General features: G+C 34.7%; 12 protein-coding genes and 1 pseudogene. 9 read left to right on the top strand and 4 right to left on the bottom strand.

Annotated features, from left to right (window positions below):
- Window positions 1–446: 446 nt before the first annotated feature.
- The 3 genes and pseudogenes from NST21_RS09555 to NST21_RS09560 all read right to left on the bottom strand — a co-directional run bounded on the left by NST21_RS09555 (window position 447) and on the right by NST21_RS09560 (window position 3,019).
- The gene (locus NST21_RS09555; protein WP_340888811.1) at window positions 447–1,433 is read right to left on the bottom strand and encodes an NAD(P)-dependent alcohol dehydrogenase; all 987 of its coding nucleotides are present in this window, start codon (window positions 1,431–1,433) and stop codon (window positions 447–449) included.
- A 69-nt stretch (window positions 1,434–1,502) separates the two neighbouring features.
- Window positions 1,503–2,246: pseudogene (locus tag NST21_RS28740) on the bottom strand (IS110 family transposase); the annotation flags it as partial.
- A gap of 212 nt (window positions 2,247–2,458) precedes the next feature.
- On the bottom strand, window positions 2,459–3,019 hold the full coding sequence (locus NST21_RS09560) for a helix-turn-helix domain-containing protein (protein WP_340888812.1): 561 nt from the start codon (window positions 3,017–3,019) through the stop codon (window positions 2,459–2,461).
- A gap of 71 nt (window positions 3,020–3,090) precedes the next feature.
- Here NST21_RS09560 and NST21_RS09565 point away from each other — a divergent pair, with 71 nt between their 5' ends.
- From NST21_RS09565 to NST21_RS09600, 8 genes are all read left to right on the top strand, one after another.
- Entirely contained in the window at window positions 3,091–3,816 is a 726-nt protein-coding gene (locus NST21_RS09565) for an AzlC family ABC transporter permease (protein WP_340888813.1), read from the top strand.
- Complete coding sequence (locus tag NST21_RS09570; RefSeq protein WP_340888814.1) at window positions 3,813–4,139, top strand: AzlD domain-containing protein; 327 nt, start codon at window positions 3,813–3,815, stop codon at window positions 4,137–4,139. The genes NST21_RS09565 and NST21_RS09570 overlap by 4 nt, the downstream gene beginning before the upstream one ends.
- 905 nt (window positions 4,140–5,044) lie before the next feature.
- Window positions 5,045–5,500, top strand: coding sequence for an SMI1/KNR4 family protein (locus tag NST21_RS09575; protein WP_340888815.1), 456 nt, complete (start codon window positions 5,045–5,047; stop codon window positions 5,498–5,500).
- Window positions 5,501–5,697: 197 nt separating this feature from the next.
- Window positions 5,698–6,405, top strand: a complete 708-nt coding sequence (locus tag NST21_RS09580) for a response regulator transcription factor (RefSeq protein WP_340888816.1) — start codon at window positions 5,698–5,700, stop codon at window positions 6,403–6,405.
- Window positions 6,402–7,463, top strand: coding sequence for a sensor histidine kinase (locus NST21_RS09585; protein WP_340454233.1), 1,062 nt, complete (start codon window positions 6,402–6,404; stop codon window positions 7,461–7,463). The genes NST21_RS09580 and NST21_RS09585 overlap by 4 nt, the downstream gene beginning before the upstream one ends.
- Before the next feature lie 98 nt (window positions 7,464–7,561).
- Entirely contained in the window at window positions 7,562–8,338 is a 777-nt protein-coding gene (locus tag NST21_RS09590; RefSeq protein WP_053345427.1) for an ABC transporter ATP-binding protein, read from the top strand.
- Window positions 8,316–10,256 carry an ABC transporter permease gene (locus NST21_RS09595; protein WP_340888817.1) on the top strand — a complete coding sequence of 647 codons (1,941 nt, stop codon included), beginning with the start codon at window positions 8,316–8,318 and terminating at the stop codon, window positions 10,254–10,256. Before NST21_RS09590 ends, NST21_RS09595 begins: the two co-directional genes overlap by 23 nt.
- A 728-nt stretch (window positions 10,257–10,984) precedes the next feature.
- Window positions 10,985–12,307: an ATP-binding protein gene (locus NST21_RS09600; protein WP_340888820.1), complete on the top strand. Its 1,323-nt coding sequence runs from the start codon at window positions 10,985–10,987 to the stop codon at window positions 12,305–12,307.
- Window positions 12,308–12,708: 401 nt separating this feature from the next.
- Here the strand turns inward: NST21_RS09600 and NST21_RS09605 are convergent, their stop codons facing one another.
- Entirely contained in the window at window positions 12,709–12,963 is a 255-nt protein-coding gene (locus tag NST21_RS09605) for a hypothetical protein (protein WP_340888822.1), read from the bottom strand.
- 260 nt (window positions 12,964–13,223) lie between these two features.
- On the opposite strand from NST21_RS09605, the gene miaA reads away from it, so the two are divergent.
- A complete protein-coding gene (gene miaA, locus NST21_RS09610; RefSeq protein WP_340888824.1) occupies window positions 13,224–14,210 on the top strand; it encodes a tRNA (adenosine(37)-N6)-dimethylallyltransferase MiaA in 987 nt (328 codons plus the stop codon).
- Window positions 14,211–14,213 lie beyond the last annotated feature (3 nt).

Consider the following 14,213-nt stretch of genomic DNA (forward strand, 5'->3'; position numbering starts at 1 on the left):
AACTTGGGTAGGAGCATCTTTGGTTTTCGACGGAGGTAGGGATAAGGCTGATTTAAACATACTGTGTTAAATCCTCCAAGGAAAAATAAAGTAGTTTGGAGGAAGTGTGGACCGTTGGTGAATGAATCATTCCATTTGAAACAATTGAAGAAGCGATTAAAGTAGTTTAAGTATTTTCTTCTTCAATGTAGTTTAGTGCTTTGAGAAAAACGCAATATTTAAACAAAGAAAAAATCCCTGTTTGCGATTAAAAAGTAGGGATTTTTTTGCATCTTAATGAATAAGGGAAAAGGATTCGGATTGGTGTTTATTCAAGAAAAGCACCCGTTAGCTTAATGATAGCTTGATGTTATCTTAATTGAAAACTCACTCTTGTATTTCAATGGTTTCCTAACCCATAAACAGATTCCATTGCCCTAATCATTGATAGAATAGTGCTCCATTTATTAGGATTTGCTATTATGTTCCACAGTTATGACGACATTTCCCTTCTTGTGTCCTTTCTCGACATATCTATGAGCTTCAACTATCTCTTCAAACGCATAGTATCTGTCAATGACCACTTTTAACTTCCCCGTCTCAACAAGTTCTTTGAGGAAGTTTAGAGCTTCGGAATTTTCAGGTGAATTTTGACCCAAAATTAATTTCCTGCTGCTTGTCAATTTGGTCCATAGCATTCGCACACCAGGTAATGGTACAGTGACGTTTATATAGGTTCCGTCCTTCTTTAGGGATTTCATACAAGCTGAATACGAACTCTTGTCTACCGCTTCAAAAATAACATCGTAAGTCTCGCCCTTACTCGAAAAATCTTCTCTAGCGTAATCAATTACCTGATTGGCTCCCAGAGATTTTACTAATTCTAAATTCGTGGTACTGCATACCCCTGTAACATCTGCTCCGAAATACTTGGCAATCTGTACTGCATAACTTCCTACACTTCCTGAAGCACCATAGACAAGAACCTTTTGACCACTCTTAATGTTAGCTTTTCTAAGATAAAACAATGCTGTTCGTGCCCCAATTGGAATGGCAGCGGCTTCCTCAAAAGATAAATTGTTGGGTTTAATAGATACTGGTCCATTTTCAGGTAGACACTTATACTCGGCATAAGCACCATAACCAATTTGGGAAGCTGCAAAAACCTGGTCACCTTCCTTAAACTGCGTGACATCTTTACCTACTGACTCAACTTCCCCAGATAACTCCAAACCCAATATAGATTTTTTGGGACGTCTAAAACCAAGTGTTATTCGAGCAGGCAGCCAAACAGAAAGAGGAACTGTAAAACTCCTTGACCGAATATCTGCTACTGTTACGGTAGTCGCTTTTACTTTTACCAGTATTTCATTTTCCTTAGGAGTAGGTTTTTTTACCTCTTTCAACTGAAGAACGTCGGGTGGACCGTACTTTGTATACACAATTGCTTTCATTTATCCTCCTCCAATTCGTTCTATTCATTCATATCTACGAACACGAATAAATAGAACGAAGTTTTCACTCTTTATTATCCACTGCTGCCTTCCAACGAGATGTTCAGTATTGGGCATAACTTCTACTAGTGTTTCTGCAGCCTTCTTCGCAACATTTTTTGCACCTGCTTTTGATATAGCTTTGTATAATTTCTCTTCAGTCGATGCTTTCGTGTGTAACCCAATAGGATATTCTAAAACCATTTCATAACAGAAGGAAAACCCAATTTCTTGAAAGCTTTGTTCAAAACTGGGTGAGTAACCTATAATAATTTTTGAACTTGATTTTTGCTTCGAGTAAGTTGAATATTTAAATACCAATATCGCATAACGGTTCTAAATAGGGATTGTAATACCGTTTGTGGTCTAATAGGGGTAACGCCTTGCATGAAGATGTAATAGCTTATGCCATCCCTAAAAGACACTACCTTTGCACCCATTGAATCTGAGTTTCATTGATCCCTAAATTATTTTTGCGAAATTCTCCAACAGATTTATTTTCAACTTGGAACAAATCATACCCTTCATTTAGTAAAGCCTGTTGAACCAAATATGAATAATGTCCACAAGTGGGCTCTAATAAAATCAAAAAATCCTCTTTTGTTATACTAAACTGTCTTTCTATTTGTCTTAGAGCTTATAAAAACTGAGCAATTCCAGAACTATCGATGTTGAATTTCATGGTTTTAGTGCGTTTCCAAGCTATCCTTTCGGGTGTAAAAAAGCATATAATTTAATACAAGAAGCGACATGAAAGCTAGCTCCTATATTAATGTTAGGATTATATTGAAGATGAAAACAAGAGTAATTGAACAAGAATGAGTCTTTATGAGCATCTTCTAAACCCAAAAATGCCCGCATTTCAAGTGAAATGTGAGCATTTTTTTATCTACCTTAGATTAATTAATATTAAAAGTTTTATACTTCATTCCATAAGTCACTAACTATGAAGGGCAGCATATACGTTCGTCTATTTTAGAAATTCATTAATGAATGTCGTCAGGATAATAGATAAGTATGTAAAAACTAACTAGTTCTTTTGAAGAGTTTATATAGCTATGCTCAGCACTAGAACTAAAGTTAATTGTTTCATTAGTAGTTAATACAAACTCCTTACCATGTATATCAATTGTAAGTTCACCACTTTTTATCAGTATATATTCTTCACCCAGATGCTTTTCTGATATATGACTATATCCAGGCTTTAAGTCTACTGTAAAAATTTCGAATTTTTTTTCTGGATGATATGGAAAGATAGAATAGACAAGATAATTTCCATTATTATCAATTACTGGAGGTAGTTGATTAATGTTTATTTTTTCAATTTGTGGCTTTACAGCTTCCTTCATAAAAACAGAAAAAGATACTTGCAATCCATTTGCAATTTTCCATAGAGTAGTGACGGTTGGACTAGACTTCCCTTTTTCAATTTGAGCTAACATCGCTTTGCTAACTCCCGTAAGATTAGCTACTTTATCTAAACTCAATCCTCGTTTTTTTCTTAAATTGACAAGATTATTGGCTATAATCTCTTCAATAGGTTCCATAAATAATCCTCCATTAAACTTTTTGTTGTTTATTATAACATACAAATGTACAATATAACAAACGAGGAGGTATGAATGAAGTGTTAAAAGTAATTGATATGGAAGAAAACATTCTTACATTTCATCAAGGGGTAAAAGATTGCATTCCAACCTTAATAGGATACATCAGTATTGGAATTGCAGCAGGAATTGTTGGAGTATCTTCAAATCTGAGTATTTTAGAAATTGCTTTATTATCAACATTAGTTTATGCAGGTGCATCTCAGTTTATCATTTGTGCATTATTAGTTTCAGGAAGTCCAATTTCAGTCATTATATTAACAACTTTTATTGTGAATTTACGAAATTTTTTATTAAGTATGACCCTAGCTCCTCACTTTACTAAATATTCTTTAATGAAAAATATTGGTATTGGAGCACTTGTTACGGATGAATCATTTGGTGTTGCCATTAACAAAATTATTAAAGGTGAAAAGATTAATGATCAATGGATGAATGGATTAAACATAACAGCCTATATATCCTGGATCATATCCTGCGTTTTAGGAGCGATCTTTGGTAAATGGATTTCTAATCCGGAAATATTTGGATTAGACTTCGCTTTAACTGCAATGTTTTTGACATTACTTGTTTTACAATTACAAAGTATTAAAGAAGGCAAACTTAAGCTTTACATATCTCTAGTCCTGTATGTTGTAATAACAATGTTCCTTCTATGTATGTTTGTTCCTTCTCATATAGCTATTATTTTAGCGACTATTATTGTTGCAACAATTGGGGTGATGAGAGACAAATGAGTTTTAACTTAACCATTATTCTTGTAATTTTGGGATGTGCAACTGTAACCCTTATTCCAAGAATTATTCCATTTTTGGTTGTAAGAAATATTACTCTTCCAGTGCCCATAACTAAATGGCTTTCATTTATCCCTATTTGCATTCTTACAGCACTTGTCGTTGACAGCATTATCATTGAAGATGAATCTCTAATATCAATTGATTGGAGTGTACTTACTGTTATTGTACCAACTCTAATTATAGCCTTATGGACGAAGAGTTTATCAGTTACAGTAATAGCTGGAATAGTCTTTATGGCTATTGTAAGGTATATATTCAATTAACAGTTTTAATAGATGCATATTAGATTAGCTAATATTTAATTAATTCCATATTTGAGAATCAAAGGTGTTTATTCAGTTATCGGGAGCATGAGTTTAAGAATGGGGGGGCGCTGCGGCAATCCCCATTCTTAAACAAACTTGTGGTTTTAGTAAAATGACAAATAAATTAAAGAAGGCACTTATTTAATACGCCTAATATGGGCCTTCCTTTTATTTTCATATGTTCTCCATATATAATGTAAATATAAATCTCGAATAGTCTATATTTGGTCGCCACGCCATAAAATCGTCACATTCAACCTTTTAATAGGGGTGTGGTGATTATTGATATTTTGGATAGGATACAGCAATTGAATGTTGAAAACCAATACCTGTGTTTTTGCTTCTTTCATTCTTGCTATATAGACTAAATCTTTTGTTTTATGTTCTAGTTTTAAGACCTTCTTCTACACATTTTTTCAAAATTTATATTCGCTCTAAGCGGGGAGAAATCCTTTTTTAACAACGTTTGTTCTTAAGTTGACATAGAATTGTAATAAAAAAATATCAGAAAATACTGAAAAGATTAGTAAAATTATGTTAATATATTTAAAAAAAGTATTTTTCAAGGGTCTCATCGAGGGAAGAGCTAGGTGGCGTTGTCAAAGCTTTAATGGGCGCCAGGACTTATTCCGTGAATTATCATCGTAAAGAATAATCAACTTGGCTATTTATTTTAGCAAAAAGACTGAATTTTGGCTGAAAGGTAATAGGTAAGATACCTATAATGTTAAAAAACCTCAAAATAGCCCTTAATTTGAAATTTCGAAGTGAATATTTTTTGAAGAATCAGGATTAGCATGTAGTGAAGAGCAATATATTCATAGTACTGTTGCTACACATAAAATTGAAATGGAGTTGATAGAATGGTAAATATTACTGGATACGGAAAAGGCTCGCAAGAATCAGTAAATAACTTTGAAAAATATGTGGGTTTTGAAATCCCTGCGGATTATAAACAATTTCTCCTTGAATATAATGGTGGTACCACTACTGTACAAAACTGCAAGTTTTATGTGGATGCGTTAGACACTCTCGTTTGTTTAAATGTATTATATGGATTGGATCTTGAGGAAAAAGAGCTTGATTTACAGAAATGGCATGAGGAGAATAAAAAAGACTTACATAAGAATTGTATTATCATAGGTAATGACACGTATGCTGGTAAAATCTTGCTAATATATAACGATGAGGAAAAAGGAGTTTATTTCTGGGATCAGGGTTGGTATTCGGATCCATCAAGCCAGGATGAAAATATATATAAGGTTGCAGAAAGTTTTAAATCTTTCATTGAGGGACTGAAGATCCCAGAGGAAATCTAATTTTATTTGAATCCCCTTGATTGGCTCTGACCTTTCAAGGTTTTTTATTGTGAATTTACAAAGAAAGAACAGATTGATATGATTTCTGAGTAGAAGGGAAATTATTACATAAACAAAAGATGTATTTTCGAATAGGTATATTAATTTCGTGACTTGTGAAATTTGGTATTTCGAACTATTCGTTAGAGGAGGAAAAGATGTATAAAATCTTTTTGGTTGAAGACGATGTCAAAATAGCTGCCATTTTAATCAATTATTTAAAAAGATACGGGTATGAAGTTTCTGAAGCTAAGGGGTTAGACCATGTCTTTGTCGAGTTTAAAGAGATGAAGCCTGATTTGGTTTTAATGGATATTAATCTACCTTTTTTTGATGGCTTCCATTGGTGCCGCCAAATGAGGACGATTTCAAAAGTTCCCATTTTATTTATCTCAGCAAGGACTGATGAAATGAACCAAGTCATGGCAATTGAACATGGCGGTGATGATTATATTACAAAACCATTCCATTTGGAAGTCGTACTAGCGAAAATAAAGAGTGCTCTTCGACGGGCATATGGCGAGTATGCGGGAACATCATCACTCCATCAACAGGTAAAAGAAATGGATGGATTAACCCTTTATACGGAAAAGGCGATGATTGAATACCAGCAAAATCAGGCGATATTAACCCAAAATGAGTTTCGTTTATTGAATTGTTTAATTCGACATTACGACACCATAGTTTCTCGTGAAGATTTACTTGAAGCCTTATGGAATGATGATTCATTTGTTGATGATAATACTTTGACAGTCAATGTCACAAGAGTACGGAGAAAACTCGAAGACATTGGCATCAAACATGCCATAACAACCAGCAGAGGAAAAGGCTATCGGCTCAAGGTAATGCAAGGTGAAGATAAGTGAATCTACTTTCCTTTATAAAAGACCGTCTTTATTTTATATTTTATACCATTCTATTAGGATGTTTGCTTATTCTTACATATGTATTAGTCATTCTAGAAGCGGGAAATCAGATATCGATATCTAATATCTTCTATATGATTGTTCTCTCCATTTTTATGCTGTTACTATTTTTAGCGATTGATTACATAAGGCATTACCGTTTTCTTAATCAGTTAGTAAGGATGAAGCAAGAACCGAGTTTGACTTTTGAATTTGTCGAAATCTTTATGAATCCTGTGACAAAGGAACAAAAAACATGGATTGAGCTTTTTCAGCAAATGAACCAGGCTACTATTACGCAATTACAAGAACAAATAAAAATGAAGGAACAATATGAGCTTTTGATTCACCAATGGGTTCATCAAATGAAGACGCCTGTTTCAGTCATTTCTTTACTAATTCAAGAAGGGAAAAGGACATTTTCGGATGAGTCGATGAAGGGTTTTCTTAAAGAGCTTGGAGAGGAAAATGACCGTTTTCGCAGGGGGCTGGAAATTATTTTACACGGAGCAAGGCTACAGCGTTTTTCTGAAGATGTAAAGGCCGAGCCGATTGATTTAATAAATTTAGTCAAGCAAGTAATTAACGAGGAAAAAAAACAATTCATTCAACGGACCATTTATCCCAAGCTTGAAACTGAGAATGAGAATTTTCAAGTGCATTCAGATCGTAAGTGGCTTCACTTTGCCATCAGTCAAGTTGTCTTTAATGCATTGAAGTATTCAAGGCAGGGAGTGGGGGATACTATTACGTTCAGCATTACAGAAAAAGATCGTGATATTGTCCTTTGCATTACGGATCAAGGCATAGGAATTGCCCCTCATGACTTAAAACGAGTGTTTGATCCATTTTTTACAGGAGAAAATGGACGAACACAACAAGAGTCGACGGGAATGGGATTATACTTAGTAAAGGAAATCGTTAACAGGCTTGGACATAGGGTTAGCATTCAATCGACTGTTTCTGAGGGATCTACAGTGCAATTTCTCTTTAACACAAATACCTTACATGAAAGATGACAAAATTGTAAGGTTGTTAGGCGGTTATGTAATAAACATCGATGTGAGCCTCCTGCTTTATTCTTTATACTTTAATTTAGAAAGAGGAGGTCATATAGATGGCGATATTAAAAACAGAGCAACTATCCAAAACCTATTTTCAAAAGCAAGGAAATTTATTTCATAAAGCGTTAGACAACTTTACCATGGATGTTCAAAAAGGGGAGTTTGTTGGGGTGATGGGACCATCTGGGAGCGGAAAAACAACTTTGCTGAACCTAATGGCAACCATTGATAGGCCCACTTCTGGGAAAGTCATTCTAAATGAAAAAAACCCTAATGAATTGAAAAACCGTGATCTTGCTTTGTTTCGCAGGAGGGAAATTGGTTTTGTTTTTCAAGATTTTAACCTTCTTGATACACTCACAGTTCGTGAAAATATTCTTCTTCCTTTAGCGTTAGATCATTATAAACAGCAAGAAATGGAAGATCGAGTAAATCAGTTGGCACATCTTCTTAGTATAGAGGGAATTTTAGATAAACGGACTTTTGAAATCTCTGGAGGTCAACAGCAACGAACCTCATGTGCAAGAGCAATGATTCATGAACCATCCATTATTTTAGCGGACGAACCGACAGGTAATTTAGATTCCAAATCTGCCAAGCAGGTGATGGATACCTTCACAACGCTTCAGAAGGAAAAAGGGGCATCCATACTAATGGTCACCCATGACCCAACTGCTGCTAGTTTTTGTGATCGGATTCTATTTATTAAAGATGGTAAGTTCTTTTCAGAGGTTCACAATGGAGGGGTAAGACAGAGCTTCTATCAACGGATTTTAGATACGTTGAGTGTACTGGGAGGTGGCTATCATGAACCTTCGACATCTCGCTAAGAGAAATATCCAAGGAAATACCCAACGTTATCTTGCCTATTTTTTCAGCATTGTCTTTTCCGTTTCAATCTTTTTTATCTATGCATCCTTTATCTTTCATCCTGACGTTGTCAATGCGAATATTAGTGGCGGGCAGATTGTGCGTGTTGCTCTTATTGCGGCTGAAATTGTTATCATTGTTTTTTCGGTTTTCTTTATCGCTTATTCTAATGCTGCTTTTATACAGCCACGAAAAAAAGAGTTTGGTTTGCTCACGCTATTTGGAATGTCTAAATCTCAACTTAGAAAACTAATTTATATGGAGCAAACAATTGTGTCTCTGGTATCGATTGCGATAGGGGTAGGATTGGGATTTTTATTCTCTAAGTTGTTTCTAATGATTGTTTCGTCTTTATTAGCGGTCGAAGAACCATTAGCATTTGTCTTGGTCCCTAAAGCTTTTGTTTATACGATTGTTGGTTTCTTTTTATTATTTCAGTTATTATCGCTCCTATCTTTGTTACAAATCGAAAATTTAGAGGTAGTCGATTTACTAAAAGATAAACAAAAACCAAAAAAGATGCCATTTGTATCAAAGTGGTTAATTGCATTATCCGTTATTTGTTTAAGTATTTCTTATTATTTGGCAGTTACTATGACATTAAACAATTCATTTCTACGAGTACTGCCGATCCTATTTTTCGTGCTGATAGGCACTTATTTTTTATTCAGCCAGAGTATTGTTGCTTTGTGCAGAAGGCTGTATGGGAAGAAGGAAAGCTTATATAATGGGACGAATTTAATTACTCAAACTAACCTGATTTTTGAAATTAAGAATTATTCGAGATTATTCTTTTTGACTTCAATTATTACCGCTGTCATTTTGACAGCGGCTGGAACGCTTTTTATGTTCACTGCAGATTTAAAGAAACAGGGGATGGATAACATTCCACAAGCAATCGGCTGGATAGAAAATGACGCTTCTGTCTATTCCGTCATTCAGCCTTCAGAAGTAGAGAAAACCTTAAAGAAAGATGGATTTAAGATCCCATACAAAGTCAATGTGACAGGTGTGCCGGTTACTCAGATGATGCCTAATTTGGGTACAGGAGAACTTAGTGAAAATCAGTCATTATTAATCTCGGAAAGAGACTATAACAAAGTCACAGCATTTCGGAAACTAGACCCTGTCCAATTGTCGGGAGAAGAAGCGTTATTTATTTATCCTTATGCGACATTAAATTTTCAATTCGTACAACAGGGGGATCAAAAGGAACTTCATTATGGCAAAAAGATTATACAAGTAACTATGGTAGGGCAGCGAAATCAAACCATAATTGCCCCAATCGGATCAGCAACTACTCTTATGGTTGTCGATGATAAGATGTATACCGATATTACTGATAATGTACCTTTAAAACAAAAGGTAAGGGTACGCGGGTACGAAGTTAAAGATTGGGAGGATGCAATAGAAACATCTGAGAAAATCGAAAAAATAGCTATTAATCCGGAACAGAATAAATTGCAAACAAGAGCACCGATTTATGAGAAATTGAGGCAAGGAAGTATGTTAACACTCTTTATCGGCCTGTTTGTCAGTTTATTATTCTTTATCGTCCAAGGAAGCATGATGTATCTTCGTGTATTTACGAATTTGGAAGATAAAAAAATCCAAATTAATGCTCTTGATCGAATGGGGTTAACACGAAAAGAAATTCGCAAAATCCTAAGTGCTGAGATACGCATTCTATTTTTTGTGCCTTTTGTAATTGGGGTGGTTCATGCGATATTTGCATTCGTCGCATTAAGTAATTTATTGGGTTCTAATTTGCTCGGCTATTCGGCTATAGTTATCGGTACGTATTTTCTTTTTCAGCTACTATATTACCAAGCAACTAAGAGAATGTATGAGCGGGCAGTTATTAGTACGATTAAATAGAATAAGGTGGGTATCAAGAAGGAATCAGACGCTTATTCTCTGATTCCTTCTTGTTTGATATTAAGATATTGAATCCAGATGTTTTTTCTGGTGTGAGCTACGACTATGAGTGGGAACTTTTGGTGTTCTCTTTCAAATGTTTCTATCTTCATTCTTAAGGAACTGGCCAAATTCAATTTGATTTTTTCATAATCTATAAGTAGTTCAATAGTGCCAGCAAGAGTGAAACAGTCTGTTTTTGGTTGATCTAGATAATATGTTACTAAAAGGTGAATGAAATAATGTGAAAATTGGTATGTATTGTACTTATAAAACCTTTTCATTCTTGAAATATTTTCATATAAAGGGTAAAATTATTTATTTCAAGAGGCAATAGAATATTATTGGCTTTTTTGAATGTTAATAACATAGTTTAGGTGGGGGAACGTATAGTTAGATGTTGGATTTTATTAGTTCATTTGTAAAATATGAGGAATTGGAATGGTTTTTTTAGTTTATATTGGATTTAAAGTAGTTTGAAATGTAAAGAGTTTCAGGATCAAAGCAAGTTGAGAAAAATTCAAAAGAACGAAGTGAATTATCTGGTAATTATTTGATTAAATATAGTCTTATAAGCCTGCTATTATAGAGGTAATTTGATTTTTCTCTATTTCTTTGTCCCTTTATATAGTAAACTCAGAATGGGTTCGTTAACTTTTAACTGCTAGAGATGAGGTAAATTTAATGCTATGAAAAATAAAAAGTTAAGGGCATTTCTTTATTTGACCATTATTTTATTAATACTATTTATTCTTCTAAACATGTTTTCTACTTATTTAAGTATTAAAAATTCTGTTCAGAAATCTGTTGCGAATCAAAACTTGGTAGCTGCTAAGTCTATTGCAGACTCAATGGATATAGAGGCGTATAAACGTTTCCTCAATAACCCAGTAAAGAGCCAAGAATATACGGATATAGAAACCTACTTAGAGGATGCACGGGAAAAAATTGGGGCTTTGTATGTATATACCCTGATGGTGGATAATCCGAAAGAATCGAGAGCTATGATTACCGGGTTTTCTAAAGATTCTAAAAAGGAATTTCCTATTGGAGGGGTGTGCACGGTTCCTAAAAAGCAGGTCAAACAAGCCTATGAAGGAAAAAGCTTTATTACTGGAATACTGGAGGATCCAGTATATGGCGAATATTTGACTGTAGGGGTGCCAATAAAAGATCATGAAGGTGCCATTATTGGTTTTTTAGGTATTGATGTGAGTGCAGAGGATATTAATACCATTAACGGAAAGGTATTAAAAAGCAGTATTGCCATCCTCGTTTATAATGGGGGCTTTGTTATTATGCTGTTAGTTACCTTTTTTGTGATTCAAAAATGGTATCAAAAAGAATTGAAACGGGAAGTGGGGGATACTGAGGATACGTATCAATCAGAATTTCAATCACTTATCGCTTCTGTCCGCTCATTAAGACATGATTTTTCAAATCATATTCAAGTTATACATGGACTTCTCAAGCTTGGTGAAAATGGTAAAGCATTAGATTATTCAACCGGTCTCTCAAAAGAAGTGCAATCGATTGAATCGATGAAATTGGATGTGAATCACCCTGGCTTATCTGTACTTTTAGAGACGAAAAAGCTCTCAGCCCAGAATTATAACATCGATATTACACTTCATGTTTCTCCTAATTCTTTCAACATGGTCAAAACAATTGACTTGATTAAAATGTTGTCGAATGTAATCGACAATGCTATTGAGGCAACGACTGAATTACCTGAGCAAGAACGCCGAATGAATATAATCTGTAAAGCCAACGAAGAAAAGTATACGTTTGAGGTTACCAATACCGGACCAATGATTTCTACTATAGATCGGGAAAATATTTTTGTCAGCGGCTTTTCTACCAAAAAGGCACAAAAGGGGAAGGTTAGAGGACAAGGCCTGTTTATCGTAAAAGACTTAGTTAACAGGTATGATGGTGACATTACCGTAAAGTCTAATGAGACAGGAACCACCGTTACGATGATGATACCTGTATATAGAGGAATGAGCTAGTTCCTTTTGTAATAGAGAATTTAATGATAGGAAAGTAAATAGACCGGTTTGATACGGTCTATTTTTCTATTTTTATTATTGAATGCATTACATACAGATTTAGGTGGTTAATAAAATGGTTTATCTCTTATTTAATCCCTCAAGTTTCATTCCCTTATTCATAATAATTTGTATCCCATTCATTCAGAACCTTCTTTTAGTACCTTTAATAACTATTTTGCTAGGACCCTTGATACGACTGGCCTTACGAAAGATTACTTATGAAAAATACAGTCATCCGATAAGCGGACATTATCAGTAACCTTTTCGAATGGATTGGTAAATTACGAAACACACTACTATAGAAGAAACTATATTTTTTACAATAGAGGTCTGTTTTACTTTGAAGTCAAGATGGCCGGTCATGCAAGTTTGAATATATATTTCTTTTCACCATTACTTTCAACGGGAATGAAAACCTTATGTTGTTTGTTCGAAAGTTTTTTAAGTGTTTGATATAAATCTTTTTTTGTTGTGCCTATTCCTTGAGCCATTTGATGTAAAGAACGCTGAACAACTCCCTCCCTGTCGATATGTAATAGCGAATATAAGCAAGTATCGAATTCAGTAGAGGATACATTAAATAATAGATAATGGTATGTTTCTTCATAAATCATTTTTCTCGACTCCTTTTAGGGTGCGTAGTCATCTTTTCCCCAGAGAGAAAAGCACCTTTATCGTCTAAATAAACCTTTTTAATGAAAAAAGTAGCATCACTTAAAAAAATATTAATCGCCTTGTTTTAGTGAATATTATTCAGGGTGGTTTCGATAGAAGATGTGAATAAACTAATAGCTTTTGGACATAATGGATAGATGTTTGGCTGCTTTCCCCGAGATTATGATAAGATAGGGAAAAATCATATAAGGCAGTGAGAATGTTGAAACAACAAAAAAGAAAACTTCTCGTTATCATCGGACCGACTGCTGTTGGTAAGACGAAAATGAGCATTGAGTTGGCTAAACAATTTAATGGTGAAATTATCAGCGGAGATTCCATGCAGGTTTATAAAGGGATGGATATAGGGACTGCGAAAATCAAGAGAGAAGAAACAGAGGGAATTCCTCATTATTTGCTTGATATTAAGGAACCGGATGAACCATTTAGCGCGGCTGAGTTCCAGGAGCGTGCTAATGCATGTATCGAGGATATCCAAAACAGAGGAAAACTCCCTATTATCGTCGGTGGTACAGGTCTATACATACAATCGGTCATTTATGATTATCAATTTTCAGAAGCGCCATCTGATCCCAGTTACAGGGGTATGTTGGAAAAACAAGTTAAGGAATTAGGAATCGATCCTGTTTTTGAACAATTACGGAGTGTTGACCCGGAAAGTGCAAATCGTATTCATCCTAATAATGTAAGAAGGGTAATCAGAGCACTTGAGATTTTTCATTGTACAGGAAAAACGATGAGTGAGCAGTTGGATGAACAGCCGACAGAAATGAAATATGATACGTGCATAATTGGTTTGACAATGGATCGGGAAAAATTATATCAGCGTATTGATCAGCGCGTCGACGGGATGATAGAAGAAGGGCTGATTCAAGAGGTTCAGTCATTTTATGAACAAGGTTTGAGGGATTGCCAATCAATACAGGCTATTGGCTATAAAGAGATCTATGATTATATTGATGAAAGAGCATCATTAGAGGAAGCAATAGAGGCTTTAAAGCAAAATTCTCGCCGATATGCTAAAAGGCAATTGACTTGGTTCCGGAATAAAATGGATGTAATTTGGTTTGATATGACCAATCTAGAAGATTTTTCAAAAAAAATACATGAAATATCTGGGTTTATAGCAGGAAAGCTTTTCAATAAAGGCGAATACATAAATTTAGAGAGAAAAGAGGAGGACTAATAC

The sequence above is a fragment of the Peribacillus sp. FSL K6-1552 genome (genome assembly GCF_038005205.1).
GTDB classification, from domain to species: domain Bacteria; phylum Bacillota; class Bacilli; order Bacillales; family DSM-1321; genus Peribacillus; species Peribacillus butanolivorans.